The 20,439-nt window shown below is 66.1% G+C and carries 17 protein-coding genes and 2 pseudogenes; 7 read left to right on the forward strand and 12 right to left on the reverse strand.

Going from position 1 to position 20,439, the window contains the following annotated elements:
* Positions 1-1,001, forward strand: a pseudogene (locus A5906_RS45845) (apolipoprotein A-IV repeat region-like domain-containing protein); the annotation flags it as partial.
* A gap of 304 nt (positions 1,002-1,305) precedes the next feature.
* Here the strand turns inward: A5906_RS45845 and A5906_RS39575 are convergent.
* From A5906_RS39575 to A5906_RS39585, 3 genes are read right to left on the reverse strand one after another with little or no spacing between them, the layout of a single operon-like run.
* The gene (locus tag A5906_RS39575; RefSeq protein ID WP_080140471.1) at positions 1,306-2,181 is read right to left on the reverse strand and encodes an MlaD family protein; all 876 of its coding nucleotides are present in this window, start codon (positions 2,179-2,181) and stop codon (positions 1,306-1,308) included.
* 16 nt (positions 2,182-2,197) lie between these two features.
* Positions 2,198-2,968, reverse strand: a complete 771-nt coding sequence (locus A5906_RS39580) for an ABC transporter ATP-binding protein (RefSeq protein WP_080140472.1) — start codon at positions 2,966-2,968, stop codon at positions 2,198-2,200.
* A 2-nt stretch (positions 2,969-2,970) separates the two neighbouring features.
* On the reverse strand, positions 2,971-4,104 hold the full coding sequence (locus A5906_RS39585) for an MlaE family ABC transporter permease (protein ID WP_080140473.1): 1,134 nt from the start codon (positions 4,102-4,104) through the stop codon (positions 2,971-2,973).
* 143 nt (positions 4,105-4,247) lie between these two features.
* On the opposite strand from A5906_RS39585, the gene dgcA reads away from it, so the two are divergent.
* Positions 4,248-5,243, forward strand: coding sequence for an N-acetyl-D-Glu racemase DgcA (gene dgcA / locus A5906_RS39590; protein WP_080140474.1), 996 nt, complete (start codon positions 4,248-4,250; stop codon positions 5,241-5,243).
* On the opposite strand, the gene A5906_RS39595 is transcribed toward dgcA, so the two are convergent.
* A complete protein-coding gene (locus A5906_RS39595) occupies positions 5,213-6,409 on the reverse strand; it encodes an MFS transporter (protein ID WP_080140475.1) in 1,197 nt (398 codons plus the stop codon). The genes dgcA and A5906_RS39595 overlap by 31 nt on opposite strands.
* A 75-nt stretch (positions 6,410-6,484) precedes the next feature.
* On the opposite strand from A5906_RS39595, the gene A5906_RS39600 reads away from it, so the two are divergent.
* Positions 6,485-7,894: a hypothetical protein gene (locus A5906_RS39600; protein ID WP_080140487.1), complete on the forward strand. Its 1,410-nt coding sequence runs from the start codon at positions 6,485-6,487 to the stop codon at positions 7,892-7,894.
* Positions 7,895-8,181: 287 nt separating this feature from the next.
* On the opposite strand, the gene A5906_RS39605 is transcribed toward A5906_RS39600, so the two are convergent.
* Together A5906_RS39605 and A5906_RS39610 are read right to left on the reverse strand one after the other, a co-directional pair.
* Positions 8,182-8,541 carry a hypothetical protein gene (locus A5906_RS39605; RefSeq protein ID WP_080140488.1) on the reverse strand — a complete coding sequence of 120 codons (360 nt, stop codon included), beginning with the start codon at positions 8,539-8,541 and terminating at the stop codon, positions 8,182-8,184.
* Between the two features lie 137 nt (positions 8,542-8,678).
* Positions 8,679-9,122, reverse strand: coding sequence for an RbsD/FucU family protein (locus A5906_RS39610; RefSeq protein WP_080140476.1), 444 nt, complete (start codon positions 9,120-9,122; stop codon positions 8,679-8,681).
* A 186-nt stretch (positions 9,123-9,308) separates the two neighbouring features.
* On the opposite strand from A5906_RS39610, the gene A5906_RS39615 reads away from it, so the two are divergent.
* A complete protein-coding gene (locus tag A5906_RS39615; protein WP_080140477.1) occupies positions 9,309-11,117 on the forward strand; it encodes a caspase family protein in 1,809 nt (602 codons plus the stop codon).
* 239 nt (positions 11,118-11,356) lie between these two features.
* On the opposite strand, the gene A5906_RS39620 is transcribed toward A5906_RS39615, so the two are convergent.
* The 4 genes from A5906_RS39620 to thiD form a co-directional block, all read right to left on the reverse strand.
* Positions 11,357-12,340, reverse strand: coding sequence for a threonine/serine dehydratase family protein (locus tag A5906_RS39620; protein WP_080140478.1), 984 nt, complete (start codon positions 12,338-12,340; stop codon positions 11,357-11,359).
* A 166-nt stretch (positions 12,341-12,506) separates the two neighbouring features.
* On the reverse strand, positions 12,507-13,550 hold the full coding sequence (locus tag A5906_RS39625; RefSeq protein WP_080140479.1) for a glycosyltransferase family 4 protein: 1,044 nt from the start codon (positions 13,548-13,550) through the stop codon (positions 12,507-12,509).
* A 13-nt stretch (positions 13,551-13,563) separates the two neighbouring features.
* On the reverse strand, positions 13,564-14,376 hold the full coding sequence (locus A5906_RS39630; protein WP_080140480.1) for a UDP-2,3-diacylglucosamine diphosphatase: 813 nt from the start codon (positions 14,374-14,376) through the stop codon (positions 13,564-13,566).
* A 218-nt stretch (positions 14,377-14,594) separates the two neighbouring features.
* On the reverse strand, positions 14,595-15,395 hold the full coding sequence (thiD, locus tag A5906_RS39635) for a bifunctional hydroxymethylpyrimidine kinase/phosphomethylpyrimidine kinase (protein WP_080140481.1): 801 nt from the start codon (positions 15,393-15,395) through the stop codon (positions 14,595-14,597).
* Positions 15,396-15,667: 272 nt separating this feature from the next.
* Between thiD and A5906_RS39640 the strand changes: the two genes are divergently transcribed.
* Both A5906_RS39640 and A5906_RS39645 read left to right on the forward strand, forming a co-directional pair.
* Positions 15,668-17,644 carry a PAS domain S-box protein gene (locus tag A5906_RS39640; protein WP_080140482.1) on the forward strand — a complete coding sequence of 659 codons (1,977 nt, stop codon included), beginning with the start codon at positions 15,668-15,670 and terminating at the stop codon, positions 17,642-17,644.
* Positions 17,645-17,734: 90 nt separating this feature from the next.
* A complete protein-coding gene (locus tag A5906_RS39645) occupies positions 17,735-17,980 on the forward strand; it encodes an Lrp/AsnC ligand binding domain-containing protein (RefSeq protein ID WP_018642903.1) in 246 nt (81 codons plus the stop codon).
* On the opposite strand, the gene A5906_RS39650 is transcribed toward A5906_RS39645, so the two are convergent.
* Positions 17,977-18,903, reverse strand: a complete 927-nt coding sequence (locus tag A5906_RS39650) for a cytochrome c (RefSeq protein ID WP_080140483.1) — start codon at positions 18,901-18,903, stop codon at positions 17,977-17,979. The genes A5906_RS39645 and A5906_RS39650 overlap by 4 nt on opposite strands.
* Positions 18,904-19,057: 154 nt before the next feature.
* Here A5906_RS39650 and A5906_RS39655 point away from each other — a divergent pair, with 154 nt between their 5' ends.
* The gene (locus tag A5906_RS39655) at positions 19,058-19,474 is read left to right on the forward strand and encodes a CHRD domain-containing protein (protein ID WP_080140489.1); all 417 of its coding nucleotides are present in this window, start codon (positions 19,058-19,060) and stop codon (positions 19,472-19,474) included.
* An 85-nt stretch (positions 19,475-19,559) separates the two neighbouring features.
* On the opposite strand, the pseudogene A5906_RS39660 reads toward A5906_RS39655, so the two are convergent.
* Positions 19,560-20,439: pseudogene (locus A5906_RS39660) on the reverse strand (PLP-dependent transferase); the annotation flags it as partial.

The following is a 20,439-nucleotide window of genomic DNA, read 5'->3' on the forward strand; positions in this document are numbered from 1 at the left end:
CCCGCCAGTTCGAAGCGGTGCGCGCGGCGTCCGAGGAGGAGCACCGCCAGACCATCGAGGCGATGCACGACATCTACCGCCAGACCACGGACGAGGCGGATGCGATGTTCAAGCAGTCGACGGAGAAGTTCACCAACCTCGTCTCCAGCATGAAGCAGATGGCATTCGAGATGCACAACGAGCTCGAAGCTACCCGCAACGAGCTGCGCCGCGGCGTGCTCGAGATGCCGCAGGAGGCCGCCGAAAGCACTGCGCAGATGCGCAAGGTGATCGTCGACCAGATCGAGGCCCTCGCCGAGCTCAACCGCATCGTGGCCCAGCATGGCCGCGGCCTCGACGTCACCACGGCGGGCCGCGCTTCCGTCGCCGTCCAGCGCCATGAAGAGCCGATGATGGCAACTGCCGGCAGCCGGGCGACCGAGACCCGCACGCGCGACACCGGCAGCGCCTCGACGCTGCCGCCGCCGGACCTCGGCATGCCGGCTCCCTCGCGCCGCACCGAAGCGCCGCCGGTTGCGCCGGCCAGCAACGACCAGGGCCGCGACGGCTGGCTGTCGGACCTCCTGAACCGCACGGACGCCAATCAGGGCGCCTCGAACGGCCGTGAGGCTCCGCGTGGCCGCGCCGCCCCCGCGCCGCAGCCGCAGGCCCCGCAGGCCAGCAGCAATCCGCTGGAATCGCTGTCGCTCGACATCGGCCGGCTGATGGACCGCAATCTCGCCGCCGAGATGTGGGACCGCTACCAGCGCGGCGAGAACAAGGCCTTCACCAAGCGCCTCTACACGCCCGCCGGCCAGAAGGCCTTTGACGAGGTCGCCCGCAAGTACCGCGCCGACCGCAACTTCAAGGGCACCGTCGACCGCTACATCGCCGAGTTCGAGCGCCTGCTCGACGAAGTCGCCCGCGACGGCCGCGGCCCGCAGGAGCTGCGCGGCCACCTGACCTCGGAGACGGGCCTGGTGTACACCCTGCTCGCGCACGCGGCGGGCCGGCTGGGGTGAGACGCCGATAGCGGGTAGCGAATAGCGAATGACAAACGGAGGCCTCACGGCCTCCGTTTTTGTTTGTTTGGAGCGGCATCATCGCCCCACGACCGTCATAGCGAGGAGCCCTTGCGACGAAGCAATCCAGACTGCCTCCGCAGAGACAGTCTGGATTGCTTCGCTGCGCTCGCAATGACGGGTAGACAGAGCAAACACCGTCATTGCGAGGAGCGAAGCGACGAAGCAATCCAGGCTGCCTCCGCGGAGACAGTCTGATTGCTTCGCTGCGCTCGCAATGACGGGTGGAGAGGTCCGGAGCCGCCTACTGCCGCCTGGGCGTTGCGGCCGGCGCCGCCCTCGGCGGCTCGGGCGGCGGGGCGGCTTGCGATGAGTTGCTGGCCCCGAACAGCACGCGGGTCGGGTTGCGGTCGAAATTGTTCACGGCGCGGCTGATGTCGCCCAGCGTACGGCGGCCGTCGCTCATCAGCGCGCCGGAGCGCTTGTCGAAATCGTCGGCGAGCTCGCGGATCGACTTCACCGCCTGGAACAACTCGCCGCCGTCCTTGCCGCCGGCCAGCGTGTTGAGGCCGAGCATGAGGCTGTCGGCCTTGAGCATGACGCCGTCGACCTTGGCCATCACGCCGTCGATCTTCTCGGAGTTGCGCGCCAGCGAGTTGGTGAAGGTCTCCAGATTCTTCAGCGAGTTCTTCACCGATTCCTGATTGTCGGCGACGATCTTGTTGATGTTCTGCAGCGTGCCGCGGATCGCCTCGGTGACGTCCTGGAGCTTGTTGGGGTCGGCGGTGAGCGTCGGGATACCGTCCTCGTCGAGCGGCGGCGGCGGTGCCGCCTCCTCGCCGCCCTTGAGCGAGATCGCGGCGACGCCCGTGAGGCCCTGGAATTCGAGGCCGACCAGGGTGTCCTTGCGGATCGGGGCGTTGTTCTCGACCATGGCGAGTGCGACAACCCGCCGCGGGTTGTCGAGCTTCACCGAGACCACCTCACCCACCCGGATACCGTTGAAATTGACACTGCCGCCATTGCGCAGGCCCGCCGCCGGGCCCTCGAAGACGACGCGCAATGGGCTGCGCTGCTTGGTGGTGTGCAGCGACTGGAACCAGAGCACGAAGCCGATCGCCGCGGCGATCACCGCCAGCGTGAACGATCCGATCAGGACGTAATTCGCCCGCGTTTCCATCAGGTGCTCCGGCTACTCAACTCATGACCGCGCGGGCGCGCTTGCCATGGAAATACTGCCTCAACCAGGGATGCTGCGAGGCCTGCATGTCGGCGATCGACCCTGCCGCAATGATCTTACCGTTCCCTAAAACGGCGATGCGGTCGCAAGCGGTGTAAAGGCTGTCGAGATCGTGGGTTACCATGAAAACGGTCAGACCCAAAGTGCGCTGGAGCGTCCGCACCAGCTCGTCGAAATCGCCCGCGCCGATCGGATCGAGCCCCGAGGTCGGCTCGTCCAGGAACACGAGATCCGGATCGAGCGACAGCGCGCGTGCGAGCGCGACGCGCTTGATCATGCCGCCCGAGAGCTCCGAGGGGAAACGCTCGGCAACTTCGGGCTTGAGCCCGACCATGGCGAGCTTGGCCATGGTGATCTCGTCCATCAGCCGCTGCGAAACGCGAAGATATTCGCGCATCGGAAACTGGATGTTCTGCCGCACGGTCAGCGAGGAGAACAGCGCGCCCTGCTGGAACAGCACGCCCCAGCGCCGCTCGACATTGCGCCTTTGCGACGTGCTGGAAGAATCGAGATCGACGCCGAACACTTCGATGGAGCCCGCGACCTTCGGCACAAGGCCGATGATGGTGCGCGTCAGCACGGACTTGCCCGCGCCGGAGGGGCCGACAAATCCTAAAATCTCGCCGCGCTTGACGTCGAGGTTGAGGCCGTCGAGCACACGTGTCGCGCCGAACTGCACGGTGATGTCGCGGACGCGGATGATGGGATTTTGAATCTCGCCTGCCATCGTCACATCCCGATCGAGGCGAAGAAGATGGCGAACACGCCGTCCATGACGATGACGAAGAAGATGCCCTTCACCACCGACGCCGTGGTGTGCTGCCCGAGCGATTCTGCGCTGCCCTGCACGGCGAGCCCTTCGACGCAGGCGACGATGCCGATCACGGCGGCCATCACGGGCGCTTTCACGATGCCGACGATGAAATGGTCGATCGAGATGGCGTCGCGCAGGCGCAACAGAAACGCTTCGGGATCGACGCCGCCATAGAGCCAGGCGACGAGGCCGCCGCCATAGAGCGCGGCCATGGCGCCGAGGAAGGCGAGGATCGGCAGTGCCAGCACCAGGGCCAGCATGCGCGGCAGCACCAGCACCTCGATCGGGTCGAAGCCCATGGTGCGCAGCGCGTCGATCTCCTCGCGCATCTTCATCGAGCCGAGCTCGGCGGTGTAGGCACTGCCCGAGCGGCCGGCGACCATGATCGCGACCAAGAGCACGCCGATCTCGCGCAAGACCAGCACGCCGAGCATGTCGACCACGAAGATGTCGGCACCGAAGCGGCGGAAATGGAAGATGCCTTGCTGCGCGATGATGCAACCGATCAGGAAGGTGATCAGCACGATGATTGGCACCGCGCGCCAGCAGACCTGCTCCATGTGGTGCACGGTCGAGGTCAGGCGGAACGAGCGCGGGTGGATCAGCACACGAAAGCCTGCCGCCAGCACCGCGCCGAGCATGTCGATCAGCCCGGCCACGGTGCCGCCGACGCCGGCGACAGTGCGGCCGATCTGCTCCAGCATGCCGGTGATGGTGATCGTTGAGGTCTCGACCACCGGGGTCGCGCGGACCCGGCGCACCTCGTCGACGAGGCTCGAATAATTGGCCGACAGCCCCGCGATCTGCGCCTCGACCGGTCCTTGCGTCAGGCTGCGGCGCAGCCGCTCGATCAGCCAGGCGCCGAAGGTATCGAGCTTGGCGACCTCGGAGACGTCGATGAAGATGCTTTGCGGACTGCCGGCGAGCTTCTCGGCATCCGCGACCATCCGCTCCAGGACCGGCGCGAAGCTCGCGGTCCAGGTTCCGGTGGCGCAGAGTGCCAGCGCGTTGCCCTTCGCAATCCGCTCCAGCTTCGGATCGCTGTTCAAGATGTCCGCTCCCGCGCTGGGGCGCAAGAAACAGATGAATTCAGATAGTTGCGCACTCGCCCTTACCCAGAGAAGGTATCCCCAAGTGGTTAATGTTAGTTGCTACAGGTAACCAGCAGGTTCAGATTTCGCCAGAGTTCAAAATGACTTCCAGCAAAGTTCCGGCCCTGGTTGCGCGAATCGAGCGCTTCCCCATTGCCGGCAGTTTCACGATCAGCCGGGGGGCCAAGACGGAGGCGGTGACGGTTGTGGCCGAAGTGAGCCATAACGGCCTCACCGGCCGCGGCGAATGCGTGCCCTATCCCCGTTATGGCGAGACACCCGAGGCCACCCTTGCGGCCATTGAGGCCATGCAAGCGGCCGTGGCTAGCGGCCTGACCCGGCAGGCCCTGCAGACCGCCATGCCCCCGGGCGCGGCTCGCAACGCGCTGGACTGCGCCCTGATCGACTTGGAGGCCAAGGCGGCGGGCTTACGGGCCTGGAGCCTGCTCGACCGCCCGGCCGCCGGGATGCGCACCACGGCCTACACGATCTCGCTGGGCACGCCCGAGGCCATGGCCGCGGCCACCGCCAGGGCCGCACACCGGCCGCTGCTCAAGATCAAGCTCGGCGGCGATGGCGACGACGCCCGCATCGCGGCCGTGCGCAAGGCGGCCCCGGAGTCGGAGCTGATCGTCGATGCCAACGAATCCTGGACCGAAGCCAATCTGGCGCACAATCTCGCCGCCTGCGCCGCCGTCGGCGTGACCCTGGTGGAGCAGCCGCTGCCCGCGGGCAAGGACGCCGCGCTGGCGCGGATCAGGCGGCCGCTCGCGGTCTGCGCCGACGAGAGCGTGCATGACCGCTCCTCGCTCGCCCCCTTGCGCGAGCGCTACGACGCCGTGAACATCAAGCTCGACAAGACCGGCGGCCTCACCGAGGCGCTCGCGATGGCCGACGCCGCGCAGGCGCTCGGCTTCGAGATCATGATCGGCTGCATGGTCGCGACCTCGCTGTCGATGGCCCCCGCCATGCTGGTGACGCCGCAGGCGCGCTTCGTCGATCTCGACGGCCCCTTGCTGCTGTCGCGCGACCGCGATCACGGCCTGCGCTATGACGGCAGCCTGGTCTATCCGCCCGACCCTTCGCTGTGGGGCTGAGTCGTGAACCGGTGCCGTGCCGACCAGATCACCAGCGCACCGGCCGCGGCCATCGCGGCCATCACGTAATACAGGCCATCGCCGATGCGGGCGTAGATCGCGCCTGACGCGATCGAGGTCGTCGCGCCCAATAGCCCGCTGCATGCGGCGTAATAGCCCTGCCCCCGCGCAAGCTGATGCGTCGGCACGCGCTGCACCAGGAGGCTCATCGTGCCGACGATGGTCATGCCGAAGGTGAGGCCATGGCCGAGCTGCACGATCGCGAGCAGCGCCAGCGGCGGCTCGCTCGCGGTGACGATCCAGCGCGCCACGGCGCTCAAGCCGCCGATCGCCATCATCGTCGACGGATGCAGCGAGAAGCGCGGCGACAGCGCGAACACGACGATCTCGGCGATCACGCCCAGCGTCCACAGTCCTGCGATCGTCAGCCCATTGATCCCATGGAGCTGCCAGTTGATGGCCGAGAAGGTGTAGTAGGCGACGTGGCTGCCCTGGATCAGCGCCGCCGAGACGATGAGAGCCCAGAAGCCGGCATCGCGCAGCAGCGCCGTGTCGGTGCGCCTCTCCGTCGTCTTGCGCCTGATGTCGTCGAGCGGCTGCAGCAGCAGGCCGGCCAGCACCGCAACGACCGCCCAGGCCACGATCACCCAGATCAGGTCGCGGCCTGCGATGACGTCGACGAGATAGCCGCAGGCAAGCGAGCTGGCGGCAAACGCCGCCGAGCCCCACAGCCGCAAGGGGCCGTAGTCGAGACCGTAGCGTGCGACACCGCGCAGCGCGTAGGCATCGGTGAGCGGGGTCGACGGCGTCCACATCATGCAGGTCAGCGCGTAGATCAGGAACAGCGCCAGCGGCTGCTGCTGCAGGCCGACCGCCGCAAAGCCGATCGCGGTCGCCAGCACCGACAGCATCATGCCGGCGCGAATGGCATGCCGCTTTTCGGCAAAGGCGGTGATCTGCGGCAGCGTGGTGAAGCGCGTGATCGCCGGCAGCGCGTTGATGAGGCCGATCCAGGCCGCGTCGATGCCGATCGCCTTCAGCCAGACCGGAAAGAATGGCAGCTGCGTGCCCGCCACCGCGAACAATGCCGAATAGAACAGCGCAAGGCTCACGGCGAATCGCCGCTTTACGGCGGCTGGCGTGGGGATTTGTGATTCGGACTGCATCAAACCAATTGCGATTCGGTCGATATCGTGGTGATCGTTAGTGTAACGCGCACTGATTTGCGCGACGAGATTGTCATGGCCAACGAAGCATTCGCCCTTTCGCCCATGTCTGCCCGCGCGGCCGAGCCGAACGAGCAGGATTACGACGCGATCCGCGAAGCCTTCATGGAGACCGCGCGTGGCCGCTGGTTCCTCGGCGAATATGCCAAGCGCAACCGCAATGCGGACACCCGCATGGTGCTGGATGCGGTCGCGAAAATCGAAGAAACCCTTGCGGCACAGCGACAACCCGTCGTCGAGGACCGCCTGCCCGACGCGCTGATCGAGATCCGCCGCGCCATCCGCGAGGCCGAGACGATCGCGCTCGCGGCGTTCGATCCCGGGGCGCTCGAGGCGAGCCTCGCGCCGATCCCGCGCGGGGTGCGCATCATCAAGGAGATCTCCTGGCGATGGCGCGAGATCGGCGCCGACGGACGAATCTGCGATCTCATTGATTCGCAGCTCGCCTCGATCGAGACCGCCTGCGGACAGATTTCGACCATCGACCCCCGCGTCGAGCTCAAGGCGGCATTCGATCTGCTCAGGGAACGGATCGAGCAGACCGAGGGCGGCGCGTCGCCGCAGGCAGAGCGTCCCTCGCCGGCGCCGGTGCAGGAGGCGCCACCGCCTGTCGCGGAAGCTCCGCCCGTGGAGACCGCGTCCGCGATGGCCGGCGAAGCGCCCGTGGCTTTTACGGAGACGCCGCAGGACGTCGCGCTGGCAAGCGAGCCCGGAGCAGCGGTTGAGGAAGCCGGCAGTGCCGCAACATTCGCGATGGCCGAGCAAGCCATGGATGCGACCGTCGTGCCGGAGGCCGCAGCCGGCAGCGCGATCGCGCCCGGCAATGTCGCGCTCGAAAACGCCGCGGTCGACGACGTCGCTCTTGAAGAGCCGATTGCGGAGCCCGCCCCGGCCCCGGAGGTCACAGACGCGCTCTCGCTCGACGCCGCCGCGGAAGCCGAGGACGAGGCCATCCTCGAGGCCATCGCGCTCGAGATGGCCGCGCCCGATCCGGAGTTCGACGAAATCATCGAGCCGGTCGAGATGGCCGTCGCAAGTCCGGAGCCGATGGTTGCGGAGGCTGCGGCGCCCATCGCGGCCGAGCTTCCGGAGCCGGTCGCACCGGAGCCCGTGGCCCCCGCGGTCGCGGAAGAGCCCGCCGCAGACGCACCGATCGCGATGGATTCGCTCGCGCGCCTCACCGACGCCATTGCGGAGGCCGCGGCCGAAGTGATGGAGCAGCCGGCTCCGGCGATGGCGGCCACGGCATCGTCGGCCGCAGCGCCGACCGCAGCGCTGCCGATGCCCACGCCGCTCCCCGAGCCCTCGCTCGGCGCCACCATCCTCGCCAGCGGCATCCTGCAGAAACCCCGCGCGCCAGCCAACGACCCGCTCGCGCCGATCCGCCGGATGACCCAGGCCGAGAAGATCGCGTTCTTCTCGTAACGGGACGCGAGTAGCTCTCTCCACCTCGTCATTGCGAGCGCAGCGAAGCAATCCAGAATGCCTCCGCGCAAAGACTCTGGATTGCTTCGCTACGCTCGCAATGACGAGAGTATCAACTCCGTCATCCCAAGGTGCGAGGCGCACGATGCGCAGCGTCGTGCTCGAAGCCTCGAAGGATGAACGGCCCGATGCGGCTGGGCCGTCGCCCTTCGAGGCTCGCCGAAGAGGCGACCGCCTCAGGGTGACGGGGATAGATAAGTATTCACGATGACGACGCGATCAGCCCGTTACCCGCAATTCCACACCGCCCCGATCGGCGTGCGCGTCCAGCACGGGCCGAAGCTGCCGCCATTGTAGCGGCCGCCGCCGAAGCCGGGTCGGCCGAAATAGTGCCACTCGCCGTCCCAGCGGTAATATTGCGGAACAGGGTCAATGTACCAGTGACGGCGGTCGCTGCGCGCGAGGCGCCGCATCGCGTCCTTCTGCTTGTAGAGCGGAATGCTGTTGCTCAGCGGCTGGCGATAGCCAGGCAGGAAGCCGTAACCCTTCCAGACCGGCTTGGGACGCTTTTGCGCGGGCTCGGCGGGCGCGACAGCGGGCAGCAGCGACAGGATGACAGCAACGAATAGACACACAAGGCGGGACATGGACCGACCATAGACGCTGGCCGAAGGGAAGGCCATTCAAATTCAAGTGCTGGCTGATCGCCGCCATGCACGGGTTAGCCGCGCATGATGACGGCATCCGCTTTGCATCAAGCGTCCGTCGATCGAACGCAGCTCCGCTAGCTGATCACGCCCTTGCGGATCAGGAAGCAGCCATAGCCTCTGCTGTCGCCGACCTGCACGACGCCGAAGCCCGCCGCCGCCGCGCGATAGAACTCCGGACGCGAGAGCTTGCCGGGAGAAACAGCGCGGCCAACAGCGCGCTCGATTTCCGCGAGCACGGCGCGCTGCACGTCGGGCACGCGCTCGGGATCGTCGACCGGCATCATCACGCGCACCGGATCGGGATCGAAATCGTCGAGCGGGTAGACCGACATGATGGCGCGGATGGCGGTTTCCATGCTCATGCCCGGCAACTGGATCAGGCGCTGCGATGTCGTGCTGTGCGCGATGCGGGTCGCCGGGTGATTGGCATCGACGAAAACCAGGTCGTCGCCATGGCCCATCGAGGCGAGCAGCCAGAGCAGGTCGGGCGTCAGAATCGGATCTATCGATTTCAGCATGGGACGGCATTTCCCCTGAAGGCATGTCTTTGACCGGCGGAACCGGCCCGTCACCATAGCAGGTTCCAGCGTGATTCAGATCACGCAGCCTACCATCGTGACAGGGATCACGGACCCTGCTCTCGAACGCAGCCAGTCTTCCTCGCAACCAATCTCGCATCGAGATCAGTGCCAGAGGAGCACGCCATGTTCCGCCTAAAGCCTTTCCTGATGACGGCCGGCCTCGTGGGAAGCCTGTTCGGCTTCGCCTGCGGCCCCGTTTCCGCACAAGTCGCCCCGGTCCAGCCCGCCCCAGCGGCCCTGCAAGGGCCGGAGCAGCGCGTGGCGCTGGTGATCGGCAATTCGAACTACCAGAACGCCCCGCAGCTCCAAAACCCCGACAATGATGCCCAGTCGATGGCGCAGTTCCTGAACTCCGCGGGCTTCGAGGTGGTCTCGGCGACCGATCTGGGCCAGAACGACATGCTCCGCGTGGTGCAGGATTTCTCCGCCAAGGTTTCAGCGCGCGGCCCGAACACCGTGGCAATGGTCTATTACGCCGGTCACGGCGTGCAGCTCGCCGGCGAGAACTATCTCGTTCCGGTCGATGCGAAGGTCTCCAGCCCCACCGAGCTCGTCAACAATTCGGTGCGCCTCGTCGACGTGATGTCGACGCTGGAGACGATCCCGAGCCGCATGCGCATCGTCATCCTCGATGCCTGCCGCAACAACCCGTTCCCCAACGTGAACGACGCCGGCCGCGGCTTGGCAATCGTCGATGCACCGAACGGCTCGATCGTCGGCTATTCGACCGCGCCGGGCGCCGAAGCGCTCGACGGCACCGGCGGCCACAGCCCCTACACGCAGGCCTTCCTGAACGTCGCGCGCGAGCCCAACGTTCCGATCGAGCAGCTGTTCAAGCGCGTCCGCCTTCAGGTGAACCAGAGCACCAGCGGTGCGCAGATCCCGTGGGAAAGCTCCTCGCTCACGAGCGACTTCACCTTCTTCGGCGACACCGCGGTGGCCGCGAGCCGTGCGCCCGTGAATGCGCCCGTGGTGCAGATGGCCTCCAACCTGCCGAGCCGCTCGACCCGCCAAGCCTATGACTACATCGTGTCCGAGGGACGGCCGGAGTACTATCAGGAGTTCATCCAGATGTACCCGCACGACCCGCTGTGCGACCACATCCGCTGGCTGCTCAACAACCTCTTGCTCTCGCAGGCCTGGCACAAGGCGGTGCTCGCCAACTCGCCGCTCGGCTACAAGACCTTCTATGACAGCTACGGCAGCAGCCCGTATGCGCAAGTCGCGTTGAAGCTCGAGGCGCAGCCGAAGCAGATCCCTCTGATGCAGCCGACCAAGTTCCTGGCGCCGCAGAACATCGCCCCTATCTTCAAGATGGGCAATCTCGGCCAGCCCAAATACATGCCGCTGCAGCAGGGCAATGGTGGTCCGCAGGTCAACGGCAATCTGCCGGTCGTGCAGAAGCCTGTCGACGGTAACATCATTGGCAAGCTCGGCAATGGCGGCCAGGTCAATGGTCAGGTCGGCAACCTCCCCGCCGGCAACAACCAGCCGAACGGCACGCCGTCGCAGACCCCGGGCAAGATCGTCACCCTGCCTGCGCCGACCAACACGACCAACAACACGGGCGGCACCGGCAAGATCGTGACGCTGCCCGTGACCAACACCGCGCCGAACACAGGCAAGGCCAACGGCAATCCGGGCAAGATCGTCAGCATGCCGGTCAATGTCGGCAAGGGCGGCCCGACCACCGACGTGAAGCCGGTCCAGACGCAGACCAACCCGATCCGCCTCAACAACGGCAACACCGGCATCGTGAAGCTCAACAACAATCCGGTGAACAAGGTGCAGGTCCAGAACAACCAGCAGACCAACCGTCCGCAGCTCAACACGACGCCCAACCGCATGGTCAACAGCAACAACAACTTCCGCCAGTCGATGAACCAGGCCCCGAGCATGGGCGGCGGCAACAACCACCGCGGCTTGCACTGATCGCAGCAAGCGAAACAACGAAGAAGGGGCAGAGCGGAAACGCTCTGCCCCTTCTGGATGTCTGGGGATAGACATGGCCTGTGCGCACGCCTCGTCCTTCGAGACGACCGCTACGCGGTCTCCTCAGGATGAGGCTAATGAGCATCGGTGCCGGTTAAACCGTTTCCACGCGCTCCGTCCTCATCCTGAGGAGCCCGCCAGAGCGGGCGTCCCGAAGGATGGCCACAGGGAAACCGCTCTCAGGCCACCAGCTTCGCGAAAAGATCGGCGTCGACATTGCCGCCTGAGAGCACGATGACGACGTTCTTTCCGGCCACATCGAGGCGGCCCGCGAGCAGGGCGGCGAGGCCGACGGCACCGCCCGGCTCGACCACCAGCTTCAGCTCGCGATAGGCGAAAGCCACCGCCGCGGCGACTTCCTTGTCCGATGCGGTGACGCCGCGCGCGAGCAACTTGCTGTTGATCGCAAAGGTCATCTCGCCCGGCATCAGGGCCATCAGCGCATCGCAGATGGTGCGGCCCGCCGGCGGATGCGGCTCGCGGTGACCCGCGGTCAGCGAGATGCCGTGATCGTCGAACGCCTCGGGCTCGGCCACGACGATCTCGGCTTGCGGATAGCGCGCCTTCACGGCCGTCGCGACGCCCGCGATCAGGCCGCCGCCGGAGGCCGGCGCCACCACGATGTCGGGGCTGAGGCCGAGCGTTGACATGTCCTCCGCGATCTCGCGGCCGGCGGTGCCCTGCCCTGCGATCACGAAGGGATCGTCATAGGGTTTGACAAGCGTCGCGCCGCGCTTCTCGGCGATGCCGCGCGAGATCGCTTCGCGGTCATCCTTGTCCCGATCGTAGAGCACGACCTCGGCGCCGTAGGATTTGGTGCGCTCGCGCTTCGACAGCGGCGCATCCGCCGGCATCACGATGGTCGCCTGCATGTCGAGGATCTTTGCGGCGGCCGCCACGCCCTGGGCATGGTTGCCGGAGGAGAACGCGACCACGCCGCCGGCACGCTTGTCCTGCGGGATCGAGAACACCTTGTTGAAGGCACCGCGGAACTTGAATGAGCCGGTACGCTGGAGCATCTCCGGCTTCAGGAACACTTTGGCACCGACGCGCTCGTTGAGCACGGGAAAGGACAACAGCGGGGTGCGGATGGCGTAGGGCGCGATCACGCGCGCGGCGGCATCGATGTCGGCGGGGCCGACCGGGAGGAGCTGTTCGGTCATGGCGGAATGTTATCGCGGCCGCCGCAGCGCGGGCAAGACACCTCCGCGCGATGAACTCAAAGCGTTTTCGAGCGAAGTGGATACCGGTTCGCGTCAAGAAAACGCGTCGAAACAAGGATCTGGAGCCCCGTTCCGAGCCATCGGAACGGAAAATGGCTCCAGTTTTTCAGGCTACGAAACTAACAGACTCCGCCCCATTCCTGCCCGATAGCACCGCGCCGACCGCCTCGATGCTGTCGATGAAGACCCGCGCCGAGGCCTCCCAGGTGTAGTTGGCGGCGAATTCGACGCAGTCCTGCCGGGCGACTCCGAGTGCGGCGAAGCAGGCACTGCGCAGGTCGTGATCGAGGGCGCCCACCGGCGCGTCGCCGATGACGTCGCGGGGACCCTTCACCGGGAAAGCCGCGACCGGCAGGCCGCTCGCCAGGGCCTCCAGCAATACAAGGCCGAACGTGTCGGTCTTGCTGGGGAATACGAACACGTCGGCCGCCGCATAGATATCGGCCAGTTCCTCGCCGTGCTTCTCACCGAGGAAGATCGCATCGGGATAGGCCTCTTCGAGCGCGGCGCGCGCGGGGCCGTCGCCGACAACCACCTTGGTGCCGGGCAGGTCGAGGTCGAGGAAGGCCTCGAGATTCTTCTCCACCGCGACGCGGCCGACCGACAGGAACACCGGCGCCGGCAGACAGAGATCGACGGCGCGCGGATGGAACAGGCCGGTGTCGACGCCACGCGGCCACAGCACGACATTGTCGAAGCCGCGTTCGGTCAGTTCGCGGGCGAGCGCCGGCGTCGCCGCCATCACGGCGCGGCTGGGCGCATGGAAACGGCGCAGCGCCCGCCAGATCAGCGAGCCCGGCACCGGCACGCGGGCGCGGACATATTCGGGAAAACGGGTATGGAAGCTGGTCGTGAACGGCAGCTTGCGCTGGTGGCAATAACGGCGGACCATCAGGCCGATCGGCCCTTCGGTCGCGATGTGGATGCTGTCGGGCCGCGCTTCCTCGATCAGCCTCGCGATCCGGGCCGGACGCGGCATCGCCAGGCGCACGTCGCGATAGCTCGGCATCGCGAAGGTGCGGAACGATTGAGGCGTCAGGAACGTGAACTCGACACCGAGCCCTTTGGCAGCGTCAGCGAGCTTGGTCAGCGTCCGAACCACACCGTTGACTTGCGGATGCCAGGCGTCGGTGGCGACCAGGATGCGCATCAAGCGGTCCTTGTTATGCGGCTCTGGCTGCGACCTGCGGGACTTGTGCCGGTCTCTGCAACTGGTCCGCCCAGGTGATGATCTCGAAATGGCCGTCGTCGTGCTCGACCAGGGCGGTGCAGCTCTCGACCCAGTCACCGCAGTTCATGTAGCGGATGCCGGCCTCGTCCCGGATCACGGCATAGTGGATGTGGCCGCAGATCACGCCGTCGGCTTCATGCCGCCGCGCCTCGGCCGCGAGCGCCTGCTCGAACGCGCCGATATAGTTGACGGCGTTCTTGACCTTCTGCTTGGCCCATTGCGACAGCGACCAATAGGGCACGCCGAACATACGGCGGAAGAAATTGACGAAGCGATTCATCTGGATCGCGAAGTCGTAGGCCTTGTCGCCGAGATGGGCGAGCCAGCGCGCGTTCTGCACCACGAGGTCGAAGATATCGCCGTGGATGACGAGGTAGCGCTTGCCATCCACGCCGGTATGCACCGTGTTCTCGACCACGTCGATGCCGCCGAAATGCGTGCCGTAATAGTTGCGCAGGAACTCGTCGTGATTGCCGGGAATGTAAACGATCTTGGCGCCCTTGCGCGCCTTGCGCAGAAGCTTCTGAACGAGGTCGTTATGCGACTGCGGCCAATGCCAGCTCGATTTCAGCGCCCAGCCGTCGACGATGTCGCCGACAAGATAGATCGTGTCGGCATCATGGTAACGCAGAAAGTCGAGCAGAAGGTCGGCTTGAGAACCGCGGGCTCCGAGATGAACGTCGGAGATGAACAACGTGCGAAAGCGCCGTTCCGGGCTCTCGTCACTCACATCGTAACTTCCCATGCGCCAGCCTGTAACAATGTCCCGTGACAGGGGGATGACCGATTGAACCCTTGAGGCACCTTCAAATACGAATCACGCCTTGCCTCGCCCTCCCCCGCGAATATCAGCCGCATGCGACAATCAGGCGACATGGCGCCGCAGCGGTCCCCGCAAGAACCCGGAACTGCATGGCCTTATTGGTTAACGGAGGGGCAGCTGCGGCGCGCGAACGCGCGCCGTCAGTAAAACTTGTGGAAATGATGGATCGGCCCATGGCCGTGACCGACGCTGAAGCGGCCGGCGGCTGCGATCGCAGCGCTGATCCAGGCCTTGGCATTGCGCACGGCAAGCTCCAGATCCTCGCCCCTGGCGAGCCCCGCTGCGACCGCCGAGGACAGTGAGCAGCCGGTACCATGGGTGTTTCGGGTGGCGATGCGGGGCGCGGCGAGCGCGATCGTGGTTTCGGAGGTGACGAGATAGTCGATGCTCTCGGCGCCCTCGCCGTGCCCGCCCTTGATCAGGACCGCGTTGCAGCCGAGCGCCAGCAGCCGGCGCCCCTGGCTTTCGATCTCGGCCTCGGCTGTCGCAACGGGCTCGCCGAGAAGAGCCGCGGCCTCCGGCAGGTTCGGCGTGATCACGGAGGCCAGCGGCATCAGCCTCGTGCGCAGGGCATCGACGCCATCAGACGCCAGCAAACGGTCGCCCGATGTCGCGACCATCACAGGATCGAGCACGATGTGGCGCGGCCTCCAGCGCGACAGCGCGGCCGCGATCGCGTCGATGCTGGCGGCCTGGGCGACCATGCCGATCTTCACCGCGCCGATGTCGAGATCGGAAAATACCGCATCGATCTGCGCGGTGACGAACTCGGCCGGCACCGCATGAATGCCGGTGACGCCGCGCGTGTTCTGCGCCGTCAGCGCCGTGATCGCGGAGGCGCCATAGACGCCGAGCGCCGCAAAGGTCTTCAGATCCGCCTGGATGCCGGCGCCGCCGCTGGAATCCGAGCCGGCAATGGTGAGCGCGGCCGGGGTCGTCATCGCCGGATACGTTCGTTTGGGAAGGACATCGCCATGGCCTGTCCTAGCGCGCCCCAGACGTGCCAGCAAGCCGGCTCGGCCATGGCGAATCAGGCGGGAGAGCGGCCCTGGCCGCTGTCATCCCGCAATCGTGCACATTCCGCGAAAATATCACCGCGGCATCGTCCGGCCTTGGCATCGATTCCGATGAGTGGGAGGTTGGCTTGTGGATTCGCCCAGCGACGCCATGTTGCGGGCCAGCCTCGGCCCGCGATCCTCTCGGGAACCCGATCATGTGGGCCTATTTCGAACGCCTCCTCGACTCCTCGATGTTGTCCCCGCACGGCATCTGCCTGCTCTGGGAGCCCGAGCTGATATGGCTGCACGTCGTCTCGGACGCCTGCATCGCGCTGGCGTATTTCTCGATCCCGTTCGCGCTCGCGATCCTCGTCACCAGGCGCCGCGACCTCAAGTTCGGATGGGTGTTCTGGGCATTCGCCGTCTTCATCATGGCCTGCGGCCTGACGCATGTGCTGTCGATCTACACGCTCTGGGTGCCCATCTACGGCATCGAGGGCATCGTCAAGGCGGCCACCGCCGTGGCCTCGGTCGTCACCGCCGGAGCGCTCTGGCCGCTGCTGCCGAAGATCCTCGCCATCCCCTCGCCGTTCGAGCTCCGGAAGGTCCAGGCCGCGCTCCAGCAGGAGGAGACCAAAAACCGGGACGCGGCACAGCTGCTCCGGCAGGTCGGCGAAGCCCAGCGCGCGCTGCGCGAAAGCATGACCCGCCTCAGCGCCGTCGTGGACACCGCGGTCGACGGCGTGATCCTGTTCGACGCACAGGCCCGCATTCTGCTGTTCAATCCCGCCTGCGAGCGGCTGTTCGGCTATCGCGCCGACGAGGTCATGAATCGCGACATCGGCATGCTGATGTCCAAGGAGACGCCCTCATCCACCGGTCGCGTGCAGCGCTTCGCAACCGGGGAAGCCGTCGGCCTGCGCAAGGACGGGTCACACTTTCCGATGAATCTGTCGGTGGGCCAGGCGTGGCAGGACGGCGAGCTGATCCATGTCGGCATCGTTCACGACCTGACCACGCGCAAGCTCACCGAGCAGCAGCTGCAGCAGGCGCAGAAGATGGAGACGGTCGGCCAGCTCTCCGGCGGCATCGCCCATGACTTCAACAATCTGCTCACCGTGATCATCGGCAACGCGGAATTGCTCAGCGACCAGCTCAAGGCCCGTCCCGACCTCAGGCGTTTCGCCGACGACATCTGCGAGTCGGGCGAGCGCGGCGCGGAGCTGACGCAGCGGCTGCTGGCGTTCAGCCGGCGCCAATTGCTGCAACCTCGCGCGATCGAGTGCCGCGAGCTCCTGACCTCCATGCACAAGCTGCTCAAGCGCACCCTGCGCGAGAACATCGAGATCAGGACAGCGTTCGGCTCGGGCCCCATCCTCGCCTTCGCCGACCGCGCGCAGCTGGAATCCGCGGTGCTCAATCTCGCGCTGAACGCGCAGGATGCCATGCCATCGGGCGGGCATCTCACCCTCAGCACCGAGCTCACTGCGATCGACGAGCACTATCGCATGCGGCATCCGGAGGTGGCGTCCGGCAGCTACGCCATGATCGCGGTCACCGATGACGGCGGAGGCATGGCCGCTGACGTCGTCGAGCGCGCCTTCGAGCCGTTCTTCACCACCAAGGAGGTGGGCAAGGGGTCCGGCCTCGGCCTCAGCATGGTCTACGGCTTTGCCAAGCAATCAGGCGGACATGTCTCGATCTACAGCGAGCCGGGTCTCGGCACGACGGTCCGCATCTACCTGCCGCATGCCGGCGGCGAGCAATCGCTCGCCGACATCGAGGCGCGCGAGGAAGCCGCGCCCCGCGGCCACGAGACGATCCTGGTCGCCGAGGACGATCCGTTCGTCCGCTCCTCCGTCACGCTGCGCGTGGAAGCGCTCGGATATCGCGTGATCTCGGCGGTCAACGGCAAGGAGGCGCTGCAGCTGCTTCGCACCAACCCGGCCATCGACCTCCTGTTCACCGACATCGTGATGCCCGGCGGAATGAGCGGCTGGGAGCTCGCCGACCAGGCCCGGCGCATCCGCCCCGACCTGCCGGTGGTGTTCTCGTCGGGCTACGCCCTGGAGACCCTGGTCGAACAGGGCCGCGCGCATGCCCAATCGATCGTCCTGACCAAGCCCTATCGCAATGCCGAGCTCGCCCGTCGGCTGCGGGAGGCGTTTGCCGGCGCGCCGCTTCCGTCCTAGAAGCGGCCCCGGCCGGGGCCGGCAAGTTCGCTTGCCAAGCCCGGCCGGTTTTGGCCTATTAGCGGCAGATGCGCTTTCGGAGTGACTGCAATGGTTCCCTTTTTCGTCCAGATCAAATGCAAGCTCGGCCAGTCCTATACGGTCGCCAATGCGCTCGCCGAAGCCGAGATCGCCTCCGAGATCTACTCCACCGCCGGCCAATATGACCTGCTGGTGAAGTTCTACGTCGACAAGGACACCGACATCGGCCACTTCGTCAACGAGAAGGTGCAGGTGCTGCCGGGCATCCAGGACACCCTCACCATCATCACCTTCAAGGCGTTCGGCACCGGCTAGCTCGCCTCCTTGCGCTTCGGCCGCGGCGGGCCGTCGACCGGCGGCAGCGATTTGAGGTAATCCGCCATCGCGGCGAGATCCTCGTCCGGCAATTGCGAGCTGTTCTTGATCACACGCGTCATCGCGCCGCCGACGCTGTCACCGTCGGGCAGCTCGCCGGTCTTCAGGAAATAGGCAATATCCTTCGCGCTCCACTCGCCGAGGCGTTTCTGGGTGATGTTGGGCACCCAGCCCTCGCCTTCCGGATTGAGCCCGCCGGCAAAGCGCTCTCCTGCGATGATGCCGCCGAGCGCATTGCGCGGACTGTGGCATTCGGCGCAATGGCCAAAGCTGTTGACGAGATAGGCACCGCGATTCCATTGCGGCGATTTGCTGCCGTCGGCCACGAACGGCTTGCCGTCCATGAACAGGAATTTCCAGATGCCGATGTTGCGGCGGATGTTGAAGGGAAAGCCGACGTCGTGGTCACGCACTTTGCCTGCAACGGCCGGCAGCGTTTTCAGATAGGCGAAGAGATCGATCACGTCCTGGCGTTTCGCATGCTGGTAGGAGGTGTAGGGGAAGGCCGGGAAATAATGCTGCCCGCCAGGCGAGACCCCGTGCATCACCGCGTTGACGAAATCCGTCTCGGTCCATTTGCCGATGCCGTCCGCCGGATCGGAGGAGATGTTCGGCGCGTAGAACGTTCCGAACGGCGACTTGATGGCGACGCCGCCGCCGAGCCGGAGGCGGTCGGGCTGATCGGGAACGGCATGGCAGGATGCGCAGCCGCCGGCATTGAACATCACCTCGCCATTGGCGAGATCCGGCGCACGGGACGGCGCGGTGCCGGCCGCGGCCACCACGGGCGCGCTGAGCCACCAATAGACCGCGGCAGCCACGACGGCTGCCATCATCCCCACCAGGATTGTTCGTCGCAACATTGGAATCCTTCCGTCCGGTGCGGCGAACCTATGACCGATGTCCGCGCGGCTCCAGCCACGAAGAATTTAACCCGCCCCGATCGGCGACGGGAATAAACTGAAATCACCGCTGTTGGAAGTTTGGCAGGCCAACGAGGTCACCAGGGAGAATGTCATGAACAAGACCGTCATCACGATCGTCGCGCTCGGCACCGTGGCTTTTGCCGGCACCGCCAGCGCCGAGAAGCTGAAAGCAACGCTCGACGGCAAGTCCGAAGTCCCGGCCACCACGAGCAGCGGCACCGGAACCGCCGATCTCGACTATGACGCCGCGAGCAAGAAATTGTCCTGGACCGTCACCTATTCCGGGCTGTCCGGCCCCGCGACCGCCGCTCATTTCCATGGACCGGCCGAGGCCGGCAAGAACTCCGGCGTCGCGGTCGCAATCCCGAATGCGGCGTCGAGCCCGGTCAAGGGCGAAGCGACGCTCACAGATGCGCAGGCCGCTGATCTGCTTGGCGGCAAGTACTACATCAACATCCACACGGCGGCGAACCCGGGTGGCGAAATCCGCGGTCAGGTGACGAAGTAAAGCGAAAGCGCGGCTTCGTTGCGGAAGGGCCGGACGCAAGGAGGGAGCGTCCGGCCTTTTCGATTCGGACGACGATCTTCCCCGCTCAAGCCGCATTCAGCGCCTGCGCGAGATCCGCGATCAGATCCGACGGGTTCTCGATGCCGATCGACAGCCGGATGGTGGAATCCAGCACGCCGATCTTCCGGCGAATGTCGGCGGGAACGCCGGAATGGGTCATCGTCGCCGGCAGGCTCGCAAGCGACTCGGTGCCGCCGAGGCTCACCGCCAGCTTGAGGATCTGCAGCGCATTGAGGAATTTGACCGCGGCCTCCTTTCCGCCGACGATGTCGAACGAGAAGGTCGATCCCGCGCCCAGGCATTGCTGCGCGAACACGCGGCCCGAGGGCGAGTCCTGCTCGTGATGACCGAGATAATGGACCCTGGCGACCTTGGGATGGTCGCGCAGATAGCTCGCCACCAGGCGCGCATTCGCATCGGCCTTCTCCATGCGCAGGCTCAGCGTCTCCAGCGAGCGGTTGATCATCCAGCAGGAATGCGGATCGAGCTGGGTGCCGATGGCGCCGCGCAGCGCCTTGATGCCCTTCATGATCGCCTTCGATCCGAGCGCGGCGCCCGCGATCAGGTCGGAATGGCCGCCGACATCCTTCGTTAGCGAATACAGCGACAGGTCCGCGCCGTGCTCGATCGGCCGCTGAAACACCGGACCGAGCAGCGTGTTGTTGCAGGCGATGATCGGCGTGTGCCCCTGGGCCTTGCCGACGGAATCGGCGATGCGGCGGATCATCGCGATGTCGACGAGGCCATTGGTCGGATTGGGCCGGGGTCTCGATCAGGATCATCGAAACCCGCCCCCTCCCCATCGCCTGCTCCGCGGCCTGCCTGACTGAGGCTTCATCGATGCCGTCGGCAAAGCCGACCGCGCCGATCGACAGGCGCGCCAGCGTGTTCGTCAGCAGCGTCTC

It is taken from the genome of Bradyrhizobium sacchari (assembly GCF_002068095.1).
Lineage (GTDB): Bacteria > Pseudomonadota > Alphaproteobacteria > Rhizobiales > Xanthobacteraceae > Bradyrhizobium > Bradyrhizobium sacchari.